Here is a 21347-nt window from a genome sequence, read left to right as displayed (position 1 = left end):
GCGCACCTGATCCATCAGGCCCAGTACCATTCGCGGATGTTCCAGCAATTGATCGAGGTGTTGACGTTGGGACGGAAGCCTTGCAGCCCCTCCTTCACGCCTTCTGCGATAAAGCCTTGGAACAGCGGCAGGATGGCGAGATCGTCGCGGATCAGCTTTTGCAGGTCGCCATAGGTCGTCTTGCGCTGTGCGATCTCAAACTGCTTGGCGCCGTCGGCGAGGAGTCGATCGGCCTCCGGGCTCTTGTATTGATAGGTGTTGTAGCCTCGCCCGCCCTTGGCGGGAATGGCGCCGGAGCCGAAGCGCGGCGTCACGTCGGGGTCGCTGCCGAGCATGAAGTTTACGGACACCAGCACCGAATTGAATTTCGACTGCTGCCAGAAATCGCCCCAGATCACCGCGGCCGGCATGTTGTTGACGCGCATCGCGGCGCCGATCGCACGCCAGTCCTGGATCAGGAGCTGCTGGGTCTGCTCGCGCACCGCGTTGCCGGATGTCGTCGAATTGGTGAACTCGAGCTTGACGCCGCCCTTCTCGCGCACGCCACTGGTGCCGCGAACCCATCCCGCCGCATCGAGCAGCGCGTTGGACTTGGCGGGATCGTATTTGTGTTGCGGCAGCCCCTGTTGGAATGACCAGGCTTGCTGCGGCACGAAGCTCTCGGTCTGCGTCGGCAGGCCATAATAGAGCGCATCGATGATCGCCTGCTTGTTGATGGCGAGATAGAGCGCCTCGCGCACGGCGCGATCGGCAAAGGGACCGAACTCCAGATTCGGTGCGATATGCTCCACGGAGGACGTCGAGGAGACCACGATCCTGCGGCCCTTCAGCGTCTTCGCCTCCTGCACGAAGTTCGGCAAGATGCCTTGCAGGCCGGTGTAGTCGACTTGGCCGGTGCGGAACTGGGTATAGAGAACGGTGAGATCGGGGATGTATTTGAAGACCACGCGTTCGACGTACGGCCCCTTGCCGTGATAGCCGGTGTGGGCATTGAGCAGGATGTGGTCGCCGGGCACGCGCTCGCCCCAGCGGAACGGCCCGGTGCCGACAGGCGCATTGTGGAACGCCGAGGCGTTCGGATCGGACACCTTCTCCAGGATGTGCTTGGGCACGATGAAGGTCAGCGATCCCAGGATTGACATGTAGGGCGAGTAAGGCGCTTCCATTCGCCAGTGGATCTCGTCGGGCGCGACGACCTTGATGTCCTTGACCAGGCTATGGCCGACGCGGCTGCGGGCGCGAAAATCGGGACTGTTGATCAGTTCGAGCGAGAACTTGACGTCGTCGGCCGTGAACGGCGTGCCGTCATGCCACTTCACGTCGCTGCGCAGCTTGATTTTCCAAGTCAGGCCGTCGGGCGACAGGCCGCCATTCTCGATGGTCGGAACTTCGCGTGCGAGGTCAGGAACGAAATTGCCGGCGGGATCGATGAACCAGAGCAGCGAGAACACCTGCCACCAGATGCCCTGATCGACCTCGATGCCAGGCATCAGCGGATGAAAGACGGTCGGCTCCTGCGACAGCGCTGCGATCACCTGCCCGCGCGGTTTGTCCGGCGGATTGGTCGGGCGCTCAACTTGCGCAAAAGCGTTGCCCGCAAGAGTCCATCCTGCCGCGGCGCCGGCCCCAAGCTGGAAGAGCTGGCGGCGATTCGGAATGCCGAGATGCACTGCTCCAACGCCGAACTTGGCGGTGCCGTCTGCCATGGCCACTCTCCATTGCCGCGCACGCGGCACCGTCTCCCGCGCCCCTAGACCCCGGCGGAGGGACAGGAGTGGGCTTTAGTGCTTCTAAATTTTTCAGCCAAAATTTCATCATGACTAAATACAGCTGTCAATCGCATTGCTAGTATGCGCGACCTTTTCACTCCGACTAAAGCTCGATCCGATGCGGTCCGGGGCTGAGATGATGCATGGGAGAGCGACATGGATGGTCGCGGCGATACGAACGGTCCGAAGGACGTCCCGACGATCCAGGTCGACGATGCGGTCGACCAGCGCCTCGGCAAGTCCGTGCGGCTGCTACGTCAGCGCGCCGGGCTTTCGATCCAGGACGTCGCCAACAAGACCGGCCTCTCCACCGGCATGATCAGCCAGCTCGAACGTGCGCGGGCCATGCCGTCGATCCGCACGCTGCGTCTGCTCAGCATCGCACTCGACGTTCCCATTTCGTATTTCTTCGAGAGCAGCGATCCGGCCGACGTACAGCGCTACATCGTGCGCAAGAATAACCGGCGGCTGCTGCGGCTCACCGCCAGCGGCGTCGTCAAGGAAGCGCTCACGCCTGACGGCAAGGGCCAGCTCGAACTCTACGAGCTCACGCTCAATCCCGGCGCCTCCTCCGGCACCGACTTCCTGCAACACAACGGCGAGAAGGCCGGCTATATCCTCTCGGGGAGCCTGCGGCTGTGGCTGGACAACCAGGCCCATCTGCTGGAGGCCGGCGACAGCTTTCGCTTTCCGAGCATCGTGCCGCACATGTTCGACAACCCGACCCAGCAGGTGGCGCGCGCGATCTGGGTCACGACGCTGCGCCAGACCGATCCGCCGGCGGGATGACACGCGGCTTCCATTGCTGGTGACACGGACCGCCGCGCCTGGCTTCGTCGCGCTCTAGCTGATCCGGCGCCGCAGCGTGGCCGACGGCGACTCGCCGAATTTTTCGCGGTAGGCGCCGGCCATGCGGCCGAGATGGGTGAAGCCGAGGTCGAAGGCGATCTCGGTGATGGAGGCATCGGGCGCGGCATGCGCGAGCCGGACGTGAAGGCTGGCGAGGCGCATGTCGAGCAGCATCTGCGAGATCGACAGGCCGAAGTGACGGCGGAAGCCGAGCTGGAGCGCGCGGATGCCGATGCCGGACGCGCAGGCGAGCTGCGCGAGGTCGAGCGGTTCGCCGGCATTATCCGCGAGATGGTCCCGCGCAACGCGCAGCGCACGCGGCAGACGCTCGGCCTGGCCCGAAAACGTCCTGATCGCATCCGACAGGCCATGCCGCTGGCCATTGAGGAGGTGATCGAGCAGAACCTCGCGCCAATCGGCCATCGCGACCGCTGACAGCCTGCCGGCGGGACCGAAACGTTCGGCGAGCGTGATCAGCTCGGCAAGGCTGGCTCGCAACGCCCGCCCGGACGGCGCGTCGAGGTCGATCACAGGATCGAACTCCATCGTGCTGGCTGCCCTGCCCGACAGTGCCGCGGCGCGCTGCTCGACCAAACGGCGGTCGAGCAACAGGATCGCTTGGGCGCAGTCGGCCCAAATCATCCGCGTCGGGATCGTCGGCGACAGCAGTGACGCGGTCCGGTCAGGCGCCGCGTCGAGCTCACAGATGCCGGCCCGAATGCTGGCGCTGCCCGTGAGCGGGACCTGCACCAGGAAGAAGCGCTCGAGACAGCCCGGATCGATGCTGACCGATCCGCCATAGGCGACATAGTTGATGGAAAAGCCGTCGAACGCCGCGCAATTGTGCCGGGCGGAGAAGCCGGCGGCGCGTGCACACATCGGCTTGAGATCGTGCGGACAGAAGATGCGCCCAATCTGCTCGGCCGCTTCATCGACGTCATCTGTGGTAACGCGGGCGAAATCCGAAAGCCGTTCGGCTGCGGATGGTCTCGCGCTCATTTCCAGCACGGCTGCGGACATCGTCGACCACGCTTCGCGTCACGGAATTGCTTTAAGCCTATAATAGTTCCCCAGAGGCGAAAAGGGCCGCATCCGCAAAATCGTCGTGCTGCACGGCAATAGCCGCGTGCAGATTCGTTTGGCGGATAGACAGGCGGCCACGAGCGGCCGAAGCTCCATCCCCGCCGGAATCCATGAGGAGGCGCGCATGACTGCACTCGAAAAGGGCATTACCGCAAACGGCACGGGCTATGGCGGCAAGAGCTGGAACATCCTTGGTCAAGTCTATTTCCCCAAAGCCGTCACCGACTCCACCTTCGCATTCGAGACCAACAGCGATCCCGGCCAGTTCGTGCCGGTGCACATCCATCCGACTCAGGACGAGTTCATCCTGGTGCAGGAAGGCACGCTCGACCTCAAGCTCGACGGCCAATGGGTCAAGGCCCACGCCGGCGATCTCGTGCGCATGCCGCGCGGCATCCCGCACGGCTATTTCAACAAGTCCGACAAGCCCTGCCGCGCGTTGTTCTGGGTCTCGCCGATGCAGAAGCTGGAGGCGCTCTTCAACCGGTTGCACAATCTGACCGACCCTGCCGAAGTGGTGCGTATCTCGGCGCTGCACGAGGTGGACTTCCTGCCGCCCGAGGCCAACGACTAGGCGTCCGCGTCCCATCCACGTTCATCAGCTTGCAGCTCCGACGGCCGCGCCTTGCGGCCGATCGTTGCCGCTTGCGCGCGAAACACATTGGTTGCGAGCAATCCCATGGTCAGCCCCAAGCATGTCTGCGTGATCGGCGCCGGTGTCTCCGGCCTGGCCGCCGCAAAGGCGTTCTCCATCCGCGGTCACCGCGTCACCATCATCGAACGCAGCGGCGATCTCGGCGGCGTCTGGGAGCCGGCGCGCTCCTATCCCGAAGTGCAGACGCAGAGCCCGAAGGAGCTCTACCGCTACACCGACCGCGCCATGCCGGACGCCTATCCGGAATGGCCGACCGGGCCACAGGTCCACGCCTATCTCGTCGATTACGCGAGGAGCTTTGGCCTCGACCGCATGCTGCGCCTCAACACGGCGGTCGCCGGCATGGCGCGCCGTGCCGACGGCAAGCCCGGCTGGACACTCGCGCTCAGCGGCAAGAATGGCATGACAACGAACGAGGACTTCGATTTCGTCGCTGTCTGCACCGGCCAGTTCAACGAGCCGCGCGAGCTGCATTGCCCCGGCGAGGACGGCTTTCTGGCCCAGGGCGGCCAGATCCTGCATTCGTCGAAATACAACGATGCCGCCCTGGCAAAGGGGCGCCGCGTCGTCGTGCTCGGCGGCTCGAAGTCGGCGACCGACATCGCCGTGAACGCGGTAAACGCAGGCGCGCGCGAGGTGACGATCGTGATGCGCGAGCCGGTCTGGCGCATTCCCTATTTCATCGGCGGTCTCGTCAACTTCAAGCGCATCCTCTACATCCGCGTGCAGGAGGAGATGTTTCCCGGCTGGGGCATCAGCACGATGGCCCGGCTCGCCCACCGACTCGCCGCGCCGCTGGTGTGGGCGAACTGGCGCGGGCTGGAGAGCCTGTTGAAGGCGCAGCTCAAGCTCAGTCGGTGCAACATGGTGCCGAAGGAGCGGATCGAGGACGGCGTCAACTGCTCGGTGCCGATCGCAACGCCAGGCTTCTATCCGATGGTCGCCGACGGCCGCATCAAGGAGGTGTTCGGCACGTTCGATCATTTTGACGGCGACAGCATCGTAATGAGCGGTGGCGAGCGCGTTCCAGCCGATATCACCGTGCTCGCGATCGGCTACAAGCTCGGCGTGCCGTTCCTGCCCGCGGCCTATCAGCAGAAACTGGTCGATGCCGACGGGCAGTACCGGCTCTATCGCCTGATCGCCAACCCCGACCTGCCCGAGCTCGGCTTCGTTGGCTTCAACTCGTCGTTCTGCACGGTACTCTGCGCCGATCTCGCCGCCAACTGGCTGGTGCGCTATGCCGACGGCCAGCTCGCCAACCAGCCGACGGCGCAAGCCATGCATGCCAACATCGAGATGATGCTGCACTTCAAGCGTGTCGAACGGCCGGCCGCGGGCGTCTATGGCGGCCTCTGCGTCGCACCCTATCACTACCGTCATTTCGACGAGCTGATGGCCGACATCGGCGCGAAGAACCAGAAGTGCGGCGGGCTCAAAGGGCGTTTCCTGCCGCCGGACGCCGATGCCTATGCCAAGTTCCTGGCCACGGCGCCGGATTATCGCGTGGCGTAAGAGGACGGATCGGGGCTGAGCGAGATTTGCTCGCCAGCCCGCGCGTCCGATGCTTACGATCTTCCTGGCCAACGAATCGACAGGAACCGGCCATGGAGTTCAGACGTCTTGCCGCCGGAGCGCTTGCGGCGCTCGCCTTCCTTGTCACGGCACCCGCCAGCGGACAGCAGGGCACGCTCACGTCCCGGCAATCCGAGGCGCTCGCCGCCTACCAGCGGGCGCTGGCCGACTTCAAATCGATCCTGGCCGAGCGGCGGCGCCAGATCGAGGCGAAGCAGCCGCTGCCGAGCCTGCCGGGCCAGCCGCTGTACCTGGCGCGCATCGCCGTCATCAGCACCTACAAGGATCTCACCGACGCCATTCCGTCCAGAATCGGAAAGCCCAACAAGTTCGAAATTCCCCCGGCCTATTTCGATGCAGATATCGAGCCGCTGATCGACGAATATTCGAGGCTATTCGACATCATGGAGGCACCGCCCGCCGGAGCGCAAAACTCGCCGACGCCGTTCAAGGACGTCGCCGATCTCGCCTTCGCGATCGCGCGCGCCAAGGGGCTTGCACCTGAACACGCGGAAGTCGCGGGGCGCATCAGCCTCGGCCTGTTCTTCGCCGAGACCAACGGCAAGCAGAATGTCCGCAATGCGCGCTCGAACACCTATATGGGCAGCTTCCAGACCGGCCCCTCCGAGGACCGCAACGGCCGCAGGAAATGGGAAGCCCTCAAGGGGGCGATCGATCCCGAACTGAGCGCGCGCCACGACAAGGAGGAGGCGCGCACCCGCGGCACCGATCAGCGCTTCAATCACTGGACCAATGTGCGCAACGGCGTGATGAACGCGCATGCCGATCTGTTCCGGGATATCCCCGGGATCGTGAAGACGCTGCCCGACCCGATCGACCAGATGAAGCTGTTCGAGCTGATCCAGATCGTGCCCACCCCGACCAGATCCGCGCTCAAGTCGGGGGATCTCCTGAATTACCGGGTGTCCAGTCCAACGGTCATGAAGCACCTGCGCAACAACAGCATCTTCGCGTTCGGACAGGCCGATCGATCGCGAAGCTCGGCCAGCTTCCGGGAGATTCTCGCTGCGATGTGGCTGTTCAACCGCAAGTTCGAGCGGGCCATGGGGAAATATGCCGAGATCAGGGTGCGCTGAGGGTTCGGCGCACTACAACGTGGAGAACCATCATATTCCGTCCGGATCGGCGCATCCTTCAGGCCGTTGTTGTCATAGGGCTTGCGCAGCGTGCCGTTCGTCGCGGCCTCATGACAAACCTGTCAAAGGGCATGCCACCGTTTGCAGCGCAAGGCCTTTGACTGCCATGGCTATGGTGTTCCACGGCGGGGCATTTGTTGGTAGCCTGCCGCACCGACAGACAGCAATCGGGGGGCCACCGAATGACGCGCGCGAATCCCGCATCTCCCGCACGACGTAACGAAGGGTGGAGACATGTCGCGCGGGCCTTGGCAACGGCAAGCGCCGTTGTGCTGCTCGCCGGCTGCGAGGACAAGAACACGTTCGTGGCCCCACCGCCGCCCAAGGTGGACGTGGCAACGCCCGTGCAGCGCGCCGTAACGCGCTATATCGAGGCGACCGGCAACACCGCCCCGATCAAGAGCGTCGATCTCGTCGCGCGCGTGCAAGGTTTTCTGCAATCGATCGACTATCAAGACGGCACCTTCGTCAAGCAGGGCACCCAGCTCTTCACCATCGAGCCGGAGACCTACAAGCTCAAGCTCGAGCAGGCGCAGGCGGCCGAAGCCGGCGCGCAGGCCTCGCTCCGGCAGGCGGAAGCCGACTACAAGCGGCAAGCCGAGCTGGTGCAGCGCCAGGCGGTGTCACAGGCGACACTCGACACCTCAACGTCCAACCGCGACAACGCGCAGGCCAGTCTCCAGCAGGCGCAGGCCAACACCCGAATTGCCGAGGTCAATTACGGCTACACCAAGGTGACCGCGCCGTTCGACGGCGTCGTCAGCGCCCACATGGTCTCGATCGGCGAGCTCGTCGGCGTGTCCTCCCCGACCCAGCTCGCCACCATCGTCGCGATGGACCCGATCTACGTGAACTTCACCGTCAACGAGCAGGACGTACTGCGCATCCGCGCCGAGGCGGCTCGCCGGGGACTGACGCCGGCCGACCTCAAGCAATTTCCGATCCAGCTCGGCCTCCAGACCGAGACCGGCTATCCGCATGAAGGCCATCTCGACTACGTCTCGCCGACCCTCAACCAATCGACGGGCACGCTGGCGGTGCGCGGCCTCGTCCCCAATGACAAGCGGGTGCTATTGCCCGGCTATTTCGTCCGCGTTCGCGTGCCCTTCGATCAGGAGAAGACCGCGCTGCTCGTTCCCGACACCGCGCTCGGGAGCGACCAGGGTGGCCGCTATCTGCTGGTGGTCAACAGCGACAACGTCGTCGAGCATCGCAAGGTGCAGATCGGTCCCGTCGACAATGGCCTACGCGTGATCGAGAGCGGCCTGAAGCCGGAGGACCGCGTGGTCATCGCAGGGTTGCTGCGGGTGATTCCGGGTCAGAAGATCGACCCGCAAACAACGAAGATCGAGCAGCCGCAGGCGTCTGCCAAGTAATATCTGCCAAGTAAGTTCTGCAAGTGAGGGGTCGCCAGCCATGATCTCAAAGTTCTTCATCGAGCGGCCGGTCCTCTCGAACGTAATCGCGCTTCTGATGATCCTGATCGGCGGCGTCGCGCTGTTCAACCTCGCGATTGCGCAATATCCCGACGTGGTGCCGCCGACGGTGCAGGTCACCACTCGCTATCCCGGCGCCAGCGCCAAGACCGTGATCGACACCGTGGCGCTGCCGATCGAGCAGCAGGTCAACGGCGTCGAGGACATGCTCTACATGCAGTCCTACAGCGGCTCCGACGGCACTTATACGCTGACTGTCACATTCAAGATCGGCACTGACCTCAATTTCGCGCAGGTGCTGGTGCAGAACCGCGTCTCCAGCGCGCTGTCGCAACTGCCGCAGGCGGTGCAGAACCAGGGCGTCACCGTGCAGAAGCGGTCGACCTCGATCCTGCTGTTCGTGACCCTGACCTCGCCCGACGCGAAGTACGACAGCCTGTATTTGAGCAACTACGCCACCATCAACATTCGCGACGAGCTCTCGCGCCTGCCCGGCGTCGGCAACGTCACGGTGTTTGGCGCAGGCCAATATTCGATGCGAGTCTGGCTCGATCCGAACAAGCTGCAGGTCCGTGGCCTCGTGCCGCAGGACGTCATCCAGGCGATCCAGCAGCAGAGCCAGCAGGTCTCCGCCGGCCAGGTCGGCGCGCCGCCGACGCCGCCGGGCCAAGCGTTCCAATACACACTCAACGTCAATGGCCGGCTCGACGACACCAGCCAGTTCGAGAATATCATCGTCAAGACGGGCAGCAGCGGCGACGTCACGCGCGTGCGCGACGTCGGCTGGGTCGAATTGGGCGCGCAGACCTATAGCCAGATCTTCTCGCTCAACAAGCAGCCGGCAGTCGGCATCGGCGTATTCCAGTCGCCCGGCGCCAACGCGCTCCAGGTCGAGCAGGCGGTCGAGAAGAAGATGGCGGAACTCGCCAAGCGCTTCCCGGAAGGCATCAAGTACGACACGCCGTTCGACACCACCAAGTTCGTGGAGGCCTCGGTGCACGAGGTCTATATGACGCTGATCGAGGCCGGCTTGCTCGTGCTGGTCGTGATCCTGGTTTTCTTGCAGGATTGGCGCGCGATGCTGGTTCCGGCGACCACCGTGCCGGTGACCATCATCGGCGCATTCGCTGCGATGGCGGCGCTCGGCTTCACCATCAACATGTCGACGCTGTTTGCGATCGTGCTCGCGATCGGCATCGTCGTCGACGACGCCATCGTCGTGGTCGAAGGCGCCGCCCACAACATCGAGCAGGGCATGAACGGCCACGACGCCGCGATCAAGGCGATGGATCAACTGTTCGCGCCGATCGTCGGCATCACCCTGGTGCTGATCTCGGTGTTTCTGCCGGCCTCGTTCCTCGCGGGGCTGACCGGGCGCATCTATTCGCAATTCGCGCTGGTGATCGCCGCGACCGCTCTTCTATCCGCCATCAACGCGGCGACGCTGAAGCCGACGCAGTGTGCGCTCTGGCTGCGGCCGGCGGTGCCGCCGGAACAGCGCAATTTCTTCTACCGCGGCTTCAATGCCGTCTATAACAGGCTCGAACGCGGCTACACCCGCTTGATCGGCTTCCTGGTCAGACACGCCACTGTCTCGGTCGCGGTAGCGCTGGTCCTGATCGGGATCGGCGGCTATGGCCTGTCGCGGGTGCCGACCGGCTTCCTGCCGATCGAGGACCAGGGCTATCTGATCGCGGCCGTGCAGCTGCCCGACGGCGCCGCCCTGGAGCGGACCCAAGCCGTGCTCGACAGAGCCAGCGAGCTGATCAAGGACACGCCCGGCGTCCAGCAGGTCATCACCATCGCCGGCATCTCCGCGCTCGACAACAGCGCCAGCCTCGCCAATACCGGCGTCGCCTACATCATCCTGAAGGATTGGGAGGCGCGCAAAGGACCCGGAGAGGATTTGCGCTCGCTGGTGTACGGGCTCAACGACAAGCTCGCGACTATCATGGAGGCGCGCACCATCGTCTTGCCGCCGCCGCCGATCCAGGGCATCGGCAATGCCGCCGGCTTCTCGATGCAGGTCGAGCTGCGCGACGGCAATAGCGATTTCGCCAAGCTGCAAGCGATCACCGGAGCGATGGTCAGTAACGGCCAGAGTCAGAGCGCGCTGCAGCGCGTGCAGTCCTCTTTCCGCTCCTCGGTGCCGCAATTCAACGTCGAGATCGACCGCGTCAAGACCCAGACGCTGCATGTGACCACCGATCAGGTGTTCTCGGCGCTATCGACCTATCTGGGGTCGTCCTACGTCAACCAGTTCAACAAGTTCGGCCGCGTGTTCCAGGTCTACACCCAGGCCGATCCGGCCTTCCGTGTCACCGAGCGCGACATCGCCAACATGCAGGTCCGCAACTCGAACGGCGACATGATCCCGATCGGCACCGTCGCCAAGATCACGGCGGCCACCGGTCCGTCGCTGATCAGCCTCTACAATCTCTATCCGTCCTCGACCGTGATCGGCCTGCCGGCGCAGGGCTATTCCTCCGGGCAGTCGCTGAAGCTGATGGAGGAGATCGCGGATAAGACGCTGCCGCCGGGCACCGGCTATGAATGGACCGCGATGTCCTACCAGGAGAAGGCGGTCTCTAACCAGATCTACTGGGTGTTCGGCCTCGCCATGCTGCTGGTCTATCTCGTGCTCGCCGGGCAGTATGAGAGCTGGTACGCGCCGATCTCCGTGATCCTCGCCGTGCCGCTGTCGCTGCTCGGGCCGATGCTGATCCTCAGCGGGCTCAAGATCGACAACAACCTCTATTGCCAAATCGGGCTGATCCTGCTGATCGCGCTCTCGGCCAAGAACGCGATCCTGATCGTCGAGGTCGGGCTCGAGCTGCACGGCCGCGACGGCAAGCCGATCCTGGACTCCGCGATCGAGGCCGCGCGCGCCCGCTTCCGTCCGATCCTGATGACGTCGTTCGCCTTCATCCTTGGGGTGGTGCCGCTAGTGCTGGCCACCGGTGCCGGCGCCAGCGCGCGCAAGTCCATCGGCATCACCGTGTTCTCGGGCATGCTGGCCTCGACCTGCCTCGCGGTGTTGTTCGTGCCGGCCTTCTTCGTGGTGGTGCAGCGCTTCGAGAACTGGCGGGCGTCGAAGAAGGTGGTGAAGGTGAAAGCGGCGGCGGAGGTGAAGCCTTAAGCGCCGTTGGGTGCACCGGCGAGGCTCCGGGCTCGCTGCGACCTCTCCCGCTTGCGGGAGAGGTCGACGCGCGGAGCGCGGCGGGTGAGCGCTCTCTCCTCTTGGGGAGTGTCCCGATGAGGAGACACCCTCTCCCCGACCCTCTCCCGCAAGCGGGAGAGGGAGCGCACCGTCGGCGCGGCTCCAGTCCACCCCACTAAGCCTTCTCCGCCGGCGGCCGCTGCGCCTCGCCGCTCGACACCAGCAGCACCGAGGCCTTCGACTGCCTCAGCACGGCGGCGGCGACGCCGCCGAAGGAGAGATGATTGGCCTCGATCCGGTCGACGCCCATGACCACGAGGTCGACGTCGGTGGTGTCGATCTCGCGCAGGATCGCCGCCTCCGGCGCCCGGTTCACGCGCAGCGTCGTGGTGATGTCGACCTCGTAGCGGGCGGCGAGATCGCTGGTGTCCTTGAGGATGCCGGTCTCCTGGCTCAATCCGCGGGAGGTGCCCCGCTGCGCGCCCTTGTCGCGCGTCGTCGCCACATAGATCACGCGGAGCGAGCCTGAGCCGGCCTGCGCCAGCGCCACCGCGACCTCGGCGCCGCGCTTGGAGATGCCGCTGCCGGAAACCGGAACGAGGATGTTGAGGGCGTCGGGTATCGGCTGCTTCAGGTGCTTGCCCTTGGCCGCCACGATCGCGAGCGGCCCCTCGAACTCGGCGGCGATGTCCTCGATCTTCCGATTGAAGCGATCCTTGGCGGCAGCGACCTTGTCGATGCCGACGACGAGGAGATCAAAGCCCTTGCGTGCTTCGTCGGCAATGGTTTCGGCCAGCTCTGCGCGCCTGGCCCGGGTAACGACATCGACGCTGCCGGCATTCCCGTCACCACTGGCGGAGACGGTTTCGGCGGCCTTCTTCACCACGGCTTCGTGGCTCTCGTCCTCGCCCTTGTCCTTTTCCTTGGCGCGCTCGCCGATGTGCAGAACGGTGATCGGCAGGCCGCGCATGCCGGCGATCAGGCCCGCGACGTGGGCGGCGAAGGTGGCGTTGACGCTGTCGTCGACAGCGAGCAAAGGACGTTCGAGATTGGCGATGAAGCCGCGTCTCTCGAATTCTTCCCGCTCCAGCCGCTCCCTCTCCTCTTGGTTCATCGGCAGCTTTGCCAGCGCCGCGCGCAGCATCGGCGGCATCGCCATCGTGGTCAAGATCGCCATGGTCACGATCATCGTGAACAGGTTCTGGCTGAGCACGCCGATGGAGAGGCCGATGGTCGCGATGATGACCTCGGTCGAGCCGCGCGCGTTCATGCCGCTGGCGAGCGCCAGCGATTCCCTCGCATTCAACCCGCCCACGGTGCCGCCGACGAACGCGCCGCCGAACTTGCCGACGCTGGCGATCACGACCAGCAGGCCGGTGAGCATCAGCAGATTGGGGTCGCGAAGCACCGAGAGATCGGCGCTGAGCCCGGCGAGGCCGAAGAACACCGGCATGAAGAAGCTCGAGATCAGGCCGCGCAGGCGCTCGTCGATCTGCCGGGTCAGGATCGGGGACTCCCCGACCAGGATGCCGGCGACGAAGGCACCCAACACGGTGTGCACCCCGATCAGATGCGTGATCATTGCCATGACGCTCATCAACAGCAGGATCACCGTGATGACCGCGGCTGCGCTGACGAGATTGTCGTTGGCCCAACGGATCAGTTGGAACACCAGGCGGCGGCCGATGGTGAAGCTGACGGCCAGGAAGGCGAGCGTCCCCAGCACGGCTTTCGCCACGGAGCCGAAGTCAAGCGTGCCGTGCGAGGCCAGGCTGAAGATGACGGCGATAATGATCCAGCCGATGGTGTCGTCGATGACGGCGGTCGCGACGATGATCTGCCCGACATTGCGGCGCATGAAATTCATCTCGCGCACGACCACGGCGACGATCTTCACAGACGAGATCGACAGCGCCGTGCCCATGAACAGCGAGGCCACGAGGCGCGCTTGCGGATCGGGCAGCAGCGCATCGGGGAGGAATTCGCCGAGCGCAAAGCCGCAGGCGAAGGGCACGAGGATGCCGGCAATCGAGATCGCGATCGCCGCCCTGCCGACCTTCCGGACCAGCTTGAGGTCGGTCTCCATGCCGGTCAGCAGCAGCAGCAGCAGAATGCCGAACTGGGCGATGCCGTCGATCATCGCCTTCTGTTCGGGCGTCTTGGGAAAGATCGCGTGCTGGGCCTCGGGCCAGATCCAGCCGAACAGCGACGGCCCCAGGATGATGCCGGCGAGCAGTTCGCCGATCACCGAGGGCTGGCCGATGCGCTGCATGAGCTCGCCGAGACCGCGGCCGACCGCGATCAGCAACACGATCTGCGCCACCAGGAGGAATTCGGACGGGCCGGCCGATTTGCCGCCCTCGGCACTCGCCGCAATGGTGGTGAGGACAAGCGCCGCGGGGACAAGGCCGACCGGTCGGAGCAGGCTCCACTGCATGCAGGTGTCATTCCCCCTTCATCTGTCCGGCGCAGCGCCGGGGCGAGAGGGGTAGAACCCGCAGGAGGCGGAGCGGGTTCCGCGCGCGCGGCGGAGTCAAAAAACGAAAAGTGCGAAAACAACCCCATGCACAGTAGAGATGGAGTTGAGAAACCTCACGAAATCTCGATTTTACCGAAACGGCTTGCTACGTCGGGCAAAACACTGGCAGAATGGCATCGTAGCTGGCATGGGCCGGGTGCCTCCTCATCTTCCGTCATTGCGAGGAGCTCTTGCGACGAAGCAATCCAGAGTCCCTCTGCGGCAAGATTCTGGATTGCTTCGCTTCGCTCGCAAAATGACGATGTGGAGAGAGTCCCCGCCTTAGGCCCGTTCGTGCCGCGGACGCAGCGCGTAGCCGGGATGAAGCGCAGCGAAATCCGGGTTCTAGCCGCGCGGTGAAACGCCTCGGATTGCGCTTCGCTCGATCCGGGCTACGGGACGGAGCCACGCGGCGCGAGTCGGCTACCTCACGCCGCCTGCGATGTCCGGATCTCGCGCGGCAGGATTAGCGCGGCGGCGATCGCCAGCAGGCAGAGGGCGGCGAAGGCGTGCAGCATGGTGACGAAGCCGCCCTGCTCGTAGAGCCAGGCGACCAAGCCGACCGAGGCGCCGGCCGCGGTGAAGCCGACGAAATAGCGCACCGCATAGGCGCGCGAGCGCCACTCCTCCGTCGTGTATTTGCCGACCATGGCATCGTTCACCGTGACCTGCCCGAACGCGCCCATGACGATGCCGATCGAGACCACGATCAGCGGCAGATTGGACATGCTGGCGGCCAGATACAGGAATGGCGCCAGCATGAAGGACAGCGGCAGCGCCACCGTCTTCAGCGAATAGCGGTCGAGCAGCCGCCCGATCGTATACTGCGTCATCGCGCCGAACACGTAGACGCCGGCCGCGATGACACCGAGCAGCGCCGGGCTCTTGGTCAGGTCCGAGAGCCGCTCGGCAAACAGCTTTGGCAGCGCCACCGTAACGGCGTTGAAGGTCGTCGAGATCGCGATCACCACGATCAGCAGCGCCAGGATCACGCGCCACATGTCCTGCTTGGCGACGCGCGCCTGCGCCGCCGCCTGCTTGGCACCCTTGCGGTCCTCATGCACGACCGTCAGCGCAAAGGCGATGCCGATCAGGATGGTGACGACGCCGGGAACGATGAAGGCGAAGCGCCAGCCGAGATATTGGCCGATCACGCCGGTGACCAGCGCTGAGGAGGCAACGCCGAGATTGCCCCAGACGCCGTTGAGCCCCATCTCGCGGCCGAGCTTATCGGCATAGGACACGATCATCGCGGTGCCGACAGGATGATAGATCGAGGCAAAAATGCCGATCGCGAGCAGTGCCGCGCCGAGCTGCGCCGGGCTCGTCGCGAAGCCGACCGCGATCATGGACGCGCCGATGCCGACGAAGAAGATCAGCATCATGTGGCGGCGGCTCCAGCGGTCGCCAAGCCAGCCGGTGAGCAGCGAGCCTGCACCGAAGGCGACGAAGCCCGGCGTCGCATAGGGCAGAAGTTCCGAATAGGCCATGCCGAGCGCCGGCCCCATGATGATCACGGCGGCGGCAAAGATCAGCATCGCATAATGGTCGATGAAATGGCCGGCATTGACGAAACTGATGACCCGGCTGGGGTTGTTCATACGAATCCTCTCCTGCACCGAAATCAGTTATATGTCGGGCGAATGATGGGATGCCGCCAATGAGTGTCGTCGAAACGCCAATCCTCCGGGAGGTCCGGGGCAACCGCCGCTCGACCGCGGGCGTGCACCTGGTCGCGCGCGACTATCCCAAAGGCTTGCGGCTCGATCCGCATCTGCACCGCGAGGCGCAGCTGGTCTATGCCGCCAAGGGCACCATGCAGGTGACGACGCCCGGCGGGCGCTGGCTGGTGCCGCCGGACCGCGCGGTCTGGGTCCCGGCCGGGCTCGAGCATGCCATCGACCTGCTCGCCGACATCGAGATGCGCACGCTGTATTTCGACCTGCCCTGGCTCAAGCGCGAGCAGCGTTACGAGGGACTGACCAAGGAGTTCGTGGTGCGGGTGTCGCCGCTGCTGCACCAGGCGATCCTGGCGCTGTTCGACGCCCGCAACACCGAGGCGCGAACCGAACTGCTGGTTCGCCTCGTGATGCTGGAATTGCACCAGGCCGAGGATTCCGCGACCTTCGTGCCGTTGCCGCGCGAAGTGCGATGCCGCCGCGCCGCGATGATCGTGCTCGACGATCCCACCGGCCTGCACGACATCGACACGCTGGCGCGCGAGGTCGGAACCTCCGCGCGCACGCTGTCGCGGCTGTTCTCGACGGAAACGCAGCTCAGCTTCAAGAGCTGGTGCCAGCGTGCCCGCATCGCCGCGGCGATCCAGCTTCTGTCGACCGATGCCACCGTATCGGTGAAGCAGCTCGCCACATCGCTCGGTTATGCCAGCGTGCCGGCGTTCTCGGCCGCGTTCCGGCAGGTGACGGGGCGCACACCGACGGAATTTGCGGGGAAGGGGTAAGGCGGCCGTACCCTCCGAACCCGTCATTGCGAGGAGCCCTTGCGACGAAGCAATCCAGACTTTCTCGGCGGAGGGACTCTGGATTGCTTCGCTGCGCTCGCAATGACGGTGTTTGAGGGAGCTTCGTTCTTCTCCAAATGTCACCGGATGCCCGCTCCCACCGGGCATGCCGCCATTCTCCCAACGCAGTGCCCGACGAAAGATGCCGCATTCCCCTGCTTGATTGTGATCGGCTTCGGCCTAAATCCGATGTAAGCTCCCGCATCGCACAAACCTGACACGAAAGCCCAGATGGCCAACGCCTTCTTCTCCGACCTGCTCGCCACCATCTCCGAGCGCGGCCGCACGCTGCTTCGCCGCAGCGACGGCTTGAACACCAGACGCGATGCCGCCGGGCTGATCGCGCTTTGCGACGCGCTGCTCTCGGGCCGCGGCGAAGCCTCGGGCACCGCGATGGCGCGCGAGGTGCTCGACCTCTACCGGGAATTGGATGCGGCCGGACGCCGTGCCTTCTTCGAGGCGCTGGTGCGCGATTTCGGCCCGGATCGGGAACGGCTGTCCAGGGCGATCGAGAAATGGCGTGCCCAGCCCACCGATGAGGACGCGAGCTCGCTGCATTTCGCTTCCGAGCCGCGGCGGCAGGAGCTGATCCGCCGCCTCAACCGCGCGCCGGGCGGCACCGGCGATCTCGTCAGCATGCGGGCCGACCTGCTCGGCATGATGAACGGGCACACCGATCTCGCCGCGCTCGACCGCGACGTCTCGCATCTTCTCTCTTCGTGGTTCAACAGGGGGTTTCTCGTGCTGCGCAGGATCGACTGGTCGACCCCGGCCAACATCCTCGAAAAGATCATCCGTTACGAAGCCGTGCATGAGATCTCCGATTGGGACGATCTGCGCCGCCGCATCGATCCGGTCGACCGCCGCTGCTACGCCTTCTTTCACCCCGCGATGGTCGACGAACCCCTGATCTTCGTCGAGGTGGCGCTGACCGAGACCATTCCGGGGGCAATCGCGCCATTGCTTGCGGTCGATCGCCAGCACCTGCCGATCGAGCGCGCGCGCACCGCGGTGTTCTATTCGATCTCCAACACCCAGCGCGGCCTGGGCGGCATTTCCTTCGGCAGCTTCCTGATCAAGCAGGTGGTGGAGGAGCTGCGCCGCGAGCTGCCGAAGCTCGACACTTTCGTGACGCTGTCGCCGGTGCCGGGCTTCATGCCATGGGTGAAGCAGGACAAGGAGCTGCCGCTATCGGACGAGGACCGTGAGATGTTGAAGCGTCTCGACGATCCCAAATGGTTCGAGAACCCTGAGACGACCACGCTGCTCCGCAGCGTTCTGGAACCGCTCGCGGCGCACTATTTCCTGAAGGCGCGCACGCCGAAGGGCAAGCTGATCGATTCCGTCGCCCGCTTCCATCTCGGCAATGGCGCCAGGCTCGAGCGCATCAACTGGTTAGGGGACCTCTCGCCCAAGGGCGTGCGCGAGTCCGCCGGCGTCATGGTCAACTATCTCTACCGCCTCGACGACATCGAGAAGAACCACGAAGCCTACGCCAACGACGGCGAGGTCGTGGCGTCGAGCGCGGTGAAGAAGCTGCTGAAGGGCGAAGGACGAAGGCTGCTGGATATGCGGTTGTCGTAGGGGGGCGCTTGCTCGCGCCACACCGTCATTGCGAGGAGCTCTTGCGACGAAGCAATCCAGACTGCCTCCGCAGAGAGACTCTGGATTGCTTCGTTTCGCTCGCAATGACGGAGTGCGTTGCAGCAACTCGCCTATCCCGACCTGCCATTCGCGGAGGACCAAGGCGTCCGCGTGGCTCTCGCTCTCTCCACCGTCATTGCGAGGAGCCCTTGCGACGAAGCAATCCAGACTTCCTCCGCAGAGAGACTCTGGATTGCTTCGCTTCGCTCGCAATGACGGAGTGCGTTGCAGCAACTCGCCTATCCCGACCTGCCGTTCGCGGAGGACCAAGGCGTCCGCGTGGCTTTCGCTCTCTCCACTGTCATTGCGAGGAGCCCTTGCGACGAAGCAATCCAGACCGCTGCCGCGGAACGATTCTGGATTGCTTCGCTGGCGCTCGCAATGACAGGGTGCGTGGCGACTGTCTCGCCCAGCCGCCCCCCTGCAGTCAGATCAGCGTCTCGTACAAATCCATCCAGTCTGGATTAGCGCTCTCGATCAGCGCGAGCTTCTTGGCCCGGCTACCGCCCTTGATCTGCTTCTCGCGTGCTATCGCGTCGGTCATGGTCGCGTGCAGCTCGTACCAGACGAGGAGCTTGCAACCGTACTTAGACGAGAACCCCTTCACCAGACCCTCGCGATGCTCGAACGCACGACGCGGCGGATTCGAGGTGACGCCCGTGTAGATCGTCCCGTTGCGCCGACTGGCGAACATGTAGACGCAGGGCTGCTTCATGACCACCCTCTTTTGCGAGAGAAGGCTATCACAACCAAGAGGCGATTGCGAGCACAGGCTGCGAGTGGCGCGACAAAGCGCACGCTGTCACCACCTCGTCATTGCAAGGAGCGAACCGACGAAGCAATTCAGACTGCTTCCGCCGAAGGATTCTGGATTGCTTCGCTGCGCTCGCAACGACGGAGATTGTAGCGCGGCCGTCGCGCCTCAACCCAACACTACTCCGCCAGCGCCTTCATCTCCTTGTAGAGGTCCGACTTGCCTTCGAAGCCGATGCCGGGGAGGTCGGGCATGGTGATGTGGCCGTTCTCGACGCGGACGCCGGCCGGGAAACCGCCGTAAGGCTGGAACAGGTCGGGGTAGCTTTCGTTGCCGCCGAGGCCCAAGCCGGCCGCGATGTTGAGCGACATCTGGTGGCCGCCATGCGGGATGCAGCGGCTGGGGGACCAGCCGTAGGTCTTCAGCACCTCCAACGTGCGCTGGTATTCGCACAGGCCATAGGACAGCGCGCAGTCGAATTGCAGCCAATCGCGGTCGGGGCGCATGCCGCCGTAACGGATCAGGTTGCGGGCGTCCTGATGGCTGAACAGGTTTTCGCCGGTCGCCATCGGGCCCGGGTAGAACTCGGCGAGCGCGGCTTGCAGCGCGTAGTCGAGGGGATCGCCGACCTCCTCGTACCAGAACAAGGGATAATCGCGCAGCATTTTTGCGTAGGCGATGCCGGTCTCGAGGTTGAAGCGGCCGTTGGCGTCGACGGCGAGCTGCGCGTCCCTGCCGATCTCCTTCAGCACCGCCTCGATGCGGCTGCGGTCCTCCTCGATCGCCGCGCCGCCGATCTTCATCTTCACGACGTTGTAGCCGCGATCGAGATAGCCGCGCATCTCGCCACGGAGCATCGACAGATCCTTGCCGGGATAATAATAGCCGCCGGCGGCATAGACGAAGACGCGCGGATTGGCGGTCACGCCGTGACGCTCGGCAAGCAGGCGAAACAGCGGCTTGTCGGCGATCTTCGCCACCGCGTCCCACACCGCCATGTCGATGGTGCCGACCGCGACCGAGCGCTCGCCATGGCCGCCCGGCTTCTCGTTGGTCATCATCGCGGCCCAGACCTTATCGGGGTCGAGATTGTCGCCCGCGGCATCGAGCAGCGACTTCGGATCGGCTTCGAGAATGCGCGAGGCAAAGCGCTCGCGGATCAGGCCGCCCTGCCCGTAGCGGCCGTTGGAGTTGAAGCCGTAGCCGACGACGCGTTTTCCCTCGCGCACGACGTCGGTGACGACGGCAACCAAGCTCGTCGTCATCTTGGTAAAGTCGATATAGGCGTTGCGGATCGGCGAGGAGATCGGTTTTGTGATCTCGCGGACGTCGACGATGCGGACGGACATGGGGGTCTTCCTGGCTGGATCTCTCCGCTCGTCATGGTCGGGCTTGACCCGGCCATCCACGTCTTTGCCACGGAGCAAGTTCGAAAATGTGGATGCCCGGGTCAAGCCCGGGCATGACGACAGAGTGTGGGGCGAACGGCGTGCTTACTTCTTATCCCGGAAGTACGGCTCGACCGGCCCGTGCACCTTGATGGTCAGCGGGTTGCCATAGCGATCCTTGGCGTTGCCGGCGGCGACGCGGACCCAGCCTTCACTGATGCAGTATTCCTCGACATTGGTTTTCTCGATGCCCTTGAAGCGGATGCCGACATCGCGCGCCAGGATGTCCGCGTTGTAATAGGGGCTGTTCGGATCGACCGACAGGCGGTCTGGAAATTCGTCGCTCATGATTGTCTCGCTCACAACAGTGTTTCGATTTGATTCCGCAATCCTTCGGGCCGCGCGGTCGGCGCGTAGCGCGCGACCACCTTGCCGGCACGATCCACCAGGAATTTGGTGAAATTCCATTTGATGGAGGCGCCGAGAAGTCCGGATTGCTGCCGTTTCAGGTACTCATACAGAGGGTGCGCATTGGCGCCGTTGACGTCGATCTTCTCGAATAGCGGGAAGGTGACATCGTAGTGGGTCGAACAGAATTCCTGGATCTCGCTCGCCTGTCCTGGCTCCTGCGCGCCGAACTGGTTACAGGGAAAGCCGAGCACCGAAAAGCCGCGCGGCGACAGATCGCGATAGAGATCCTCCAGACCGCGATATTGCGGCGTGAAGCCGCATTTGCTCGCGGTGTTGACGATCAAGAGCACCTGCCCCTCGAAGCGGCGCATCGGCACCTCCTCGCCGGCAAGCGAGTTGGCCTTGAAGTCATAGATGGCAGTCATCG

General features: G+C 64.4%; 16 protein-coding genes and 1 pseudogene. 8 read left to right on the top strand and 9 right to left on the bottom strand.

Annotation, left to right across the window (positions count from 1 at the left end):
* Positions 1-14: 14 nt before the first annotated feature.
* Entirely contained in the window at positions 15-1706 is a 1692-nt protein-coding gene (locus tag IVA92_RS28895; protein WP_247278379.1) for a peptide ABC transporter substrate-binding protein, read from the bottom strand.
* Positions 1707-1925: 219 nt separating this feature from the next.
* Between IVA92_RS28895 and IVA92_RS28890 the strand changes: the two genes are divergently transcribed.
* Positions 1926-2558 carry a cupin domain-containing protein gene (locus IVA92_RS28890; protein WP_247278378.1) on the top strand — a complete coding sequence of 211 codons (633 nt, stop codon included), beginning with the start codon at positions 1926-1928 and terminating at the stop codon, positions 2556-2558.
* A gap of 54 nt (positions 2559-2612) precedes the next feature.
* Here the strand turns inward: IVA92_RS28890 and IVA92_RS28885 are convergent, their stop codons facing one another.
* Complete coding sequence (locus tag IVA92_RS28885) at positions 2613-3638, bottom strand: AraC family transcriptional regulator (RefSeq protein ID WP_247278377.1); 1026 nt, start codon at positions 3636-3638, stop codon at positions 2613-2615.
* 187 nt (positions 3639-3825) lie between these two features.
* Here IVA92_RS28885 and IVA92_RS28880 point away from each other — a divergent pair, with 187 nt between their 5' ends.
* The 3 genes from IVA92_RS28880 to IVA92_RS28870 all read left to right on the top strand — a co-directional run bounded on the left by IVA92_RS28880 (position 3826) and on the right by IVA92_RS28870 (position 7028).
* Positions 3826-4275, top strand: a complete 450-nt coding sequence (locus IVA92_RS28880) for a cupin domain-containing protein (protein WP_247278376.1) — start codon at positions 3826-3828, stop codon at positions 4273-4275.
* Positions 4276-4380: 105 nt separating this feature from the next.
* Positions 4381-5871, top strand: coding sequence for an NAD(P)/FAD-dependent oxidoreductase (locus IVA92_RS28875; protein WP_247278375.1), 1491 nt, complete (start codon positions 4381-4383; stop codon positions 5869-5871).
* A gap of 92 nt (positions 5872-5963) precedes the next feature.
* A complete protein-coding gene (locus IVA92_RS28870) occupies positions 5964-7028 on the top strand; it encodes a hypothetical protein (protein WP_247278374.1) in 1065 nt (354 codons plus the stop codon).
* A 35-nt stretch (positions 7029-7063) separates the two neighbouring features.
* Here the strand turns inward: IVA92_RS28870 and IVA92_RS36135 are convergent.
* A pseudogene (locus IVA92_RS36135) lies at positions 7064-7141 on the bottom strand (amino acid ABC transporter substrate-binding protein); the annotation flags it as partial.
* A 129-nt stretch (positions 7142-7270) separates the two neighbouring features.
* Between IVA92_RS36135 and IVA92_RS28865 the strand changes: the two are divergent.
* Both IVA92_RS28865 and IVA92_RS28860 read left to right on the top strand, forming a co-directional pair.
* Positions 7271-8464 (top strand): efflux RND transporter periplasmic adaptor subunit, encoded by a 1194-nt coding sequence (locus tag IVA92_RS28865; protein ID WP_247278373.1) that lies wholly within the window; start codon positions 7271-7273, stop codon positions 8462-8464.
* 40 nt (positions 8465-8504) lie between these two features.
* Positions 8505-11663, top strand: a complete 3159-nt coding sequence (locus tag IVA92_RS28860; protein ID WP_247278372.1) for a multidrug efflux RND transporter permease subunit — start codon at positions 8505-8507, stop codon at positions 11661-11663.
* Between the two features lie 196 nt (positions 11664-11859).
* On the opposite strand, the gene IVA92_RS28855 is transcribed toward IVA92_RS28860, so the two are convergent.
* Positions 11860-14121 carry a cation:proton antiporter gene (locus IVA92_RS28855; protein WP_247278371.1) on the bottom strand — a complete coding sequence of 754 codons (2262 nt, stop codon included), beginning with the start codon at positions 14119-14121 and terminating at the stop codon, positions 11860-11862.
* 509 nt (positions 14122-14630) lie between these two features.
* Positions 14631-15803 (bottom strand): MFS transporter, encoded by a 1173-nt coding sequence (locus IVA92_RS28850; RefSeq protein WP_247278370.1) that lies wholly within the window; start codon positions 15801-15803, stop codon positions 14631-14633.
* A 59-nt stretch (positions 15804-15862) separates the two neighbouring features.
* On the opposite strand from IVA92_RS28850, the gene IVA92_RS28845 reads away from it, so the two are divergent.
* Both IVA92_RS28845 and IVA92_RS28840 read left to right on the top strand, forming a co-directional pair.
* Positions 15863-16663, top strand: coding sequence for a helix-turn-helix transcriptional regulator (locus IVA92_RS28845; RefSeq protein WP_247278369.1), 801 nt, complete (start codon positions 15863-15865; stop codon positions 16661-16663).
* A 291-nt stretch (positions 16664-16954) separates the two neighbouring features.
* Complete coding sequence (locus IVA92_RS28840; protein WP_247278368.1) at positions 16955-18307, top strand: malonyl-CoA decarboxylase; 1353 nt, start codon at positions 16955-16957, stop codon at positions 18305-18307.
* Positions 18308-18794: 487 nt separating this feature from the next.
* Here the strand turns inward: IVA92_RS28840 and IVA92_RS28835 are convergent, their stop codons facing one another.
* The 4 genes from IVA92_RS28835 to IVA92_RS28820 all read right to left on the bottom strand — a co-directional run bounded on the left by IVA92_RS28835 (position 18795) and on the right by IVA92_RS28820 (position 21345).
* Positions 18795-19082 (bottom strand): GIY-YIG nuclease family protein, encoded by a 288-nt coding sequence (locus IVA92_RS28835; protein ID WP_247278367.1) that lies wholly within the window; start codon positions 19080-19082, stop codon positions 18795-18797.
* A gap of 218 nt (positions 19083-19300) precedes the next feature.
* Positions 19301-20470, bottom strand: a complete 1170-nt coding sequence (gene tarD, locus IVA92_RS28830; RefSeq protein ID WP_247278366.1) for a mandelate racemase/muconate lactonizing enzyme family protein — start codon at positions 20468-20470, stop codon at positions 19301-19303.
* Positions 20471-20614: 144 nt separating this feature from the next.
* Complete coding sequence (locus IVA92_RS28825; protein ID WP_212431912.1) at positions 20615-20857, bottom strand: DUF3297 family protein; 243 nt, start codon at positions 20855-20857, stop codon at positions 20615-20617.
* Positions 20858-20868: 11 nt separating this feature from the next.
* On the bottom strand, positions 20869-21345 hold the full coding sequence (locus tag IVA92_RS28820) for a glutathione peroxidase (RefSeq protein WP_247278365.1): 477 nt from the start codon (positions 21343-21345) through the stop codon (positions 20869-20871).
* Positions 21346-21347: the final 2 nt, after the last annotated feature.

It is taken from the genome of Bradyrhizobium sp. 154 (assembly GCF_023073875.1).
Classification (GTDB): Bacteria; Pseudomonadota; Alphaproteobacteria; order Rhizobiales; family Xanthobacteraceae; genus Bradyrhizobium.
Note: the sequence above shows the minus strand (reverse complement) of the source record. Positions and strands in the feature narration are given on the sequence as shown.

Excerpts from the sequence above, each read along its gene's own strand:
- IVA92_RS28895 (WP_247278379.1), bottom strand. The coding sequence starts at position 1,706 with ATGGCAGACGGCACCGCCAAGTTCGGCGTTGGAGCAGTGCATCTCGGC.
- IVA92_RS28890 (WP_247278378.1), top strand. The coding sequence starts at position 1,926 with ATGGATGGTCGCGGCGATACGAACGGTCCGAAGGACGTCCCGACGATC.
- IVA92_RS28885 (WP_247278377.1), bottom strand. The coding sequence starts at position 3,638 with ATGTCCGCAGCCGTGCTGGAAATGAGCGCGAGACCATCCGCAGCCGAA.
- IVA92_RS28880 (WP_247278376.1), top strand. The coding sequence starts at position 3,826 with ATGACTGCACTCGAAAAGGGCATTACCGCAAACGGCACGGGCTATGGC.
- IVA92_RS28875 (WP_247278375.1), top strand. The coding sequence starts at position 4,381 with ATGGTCAGCCCCAAGCATGTCTGCGTGATCGGCGCCGGTGTCTCCGGC.
- IVA92_RS28870 (WP_247278374.1), top strand. The coding sequence starts at position 5,964 with ATGGAGTTCAGACGTCTTGCCGCCGGAGCGCTTGCGGCGCTCGCCTTC.
- IVA92_RS28865 (WP_247278373.1), top strand. The coding sequence starts at position 7,271 with ATGACGCGCGCGAATCCCGCATCTCCCGCACGACGTAACGAAGGGTGG.
- IVA92_RS28860 (WP_247278372.1), top strand. The coding sequence starts at position 8,505 with ATGATCTCAAAGTTCTTCATCGAGCGGCCGGTCCTCTCGAACGTAATC.
- IVA92_RS28855 (WP_247278371.1), bottom strand. The coding sequence starts at position 14,121 with ATGCAGTGGAGCCTGCTCCGACCGGTCGGCCTTGTCCCCGCGGCGCTT.
- IVA92_RS28850 (WP_247278370.1), bottom strand. The coding sequence starts at position 15,803 with ATGAACAACCCCAGCCGGGTCATCAGTTTCGTCAATGCCGGCCATTTC.
- IVA92_RS28845 (WP_247278369.1), top strand. The coding sequence starts at position 15,863 with ATGAGTGTCGTCGAAACGCCAATCCTCCGGGAGGTCCGGGGCAACCGC.
- IVA92_RS28840 (WP_247278368.1), top strand. The coding sequence starts at position 16,955 with ATGGCCAACGCCTTCTTCTCCGACCTGCTCGCCACCATCTCCGAGCGC.
- IVA92_RS28835 (WP_247278367.1), bottom strand. The coding sequence starts at position 19,082 with ATGAAGCAGCCCTGCGTCTACATGTTCGCCAGTCGGCGCAACGGGACG.
- tarD (WP_247278366.1), bottom strand. The coding sequence starts at position 20,470 with ATGTCCGTCCGCATCGTCGACGTCCGCGAGATCACAAAACCGATCTCC.
- IVA92_RS28825 (WP_212431912.1), bottom strand. The coding sequence starts at position 20,857 with ATGAGCGACGAATTTCCAGACCGCCTGTCGGTCGATCCGAACAGCCCC.
- IVA92_RS28820 (WP_247278365.1), bottom strand. The coding sequence starts at position 21,345 with ATGACTGCCATCTATGACTTCAAGGCCAACTCGCTTGCCGGCGAGGAG.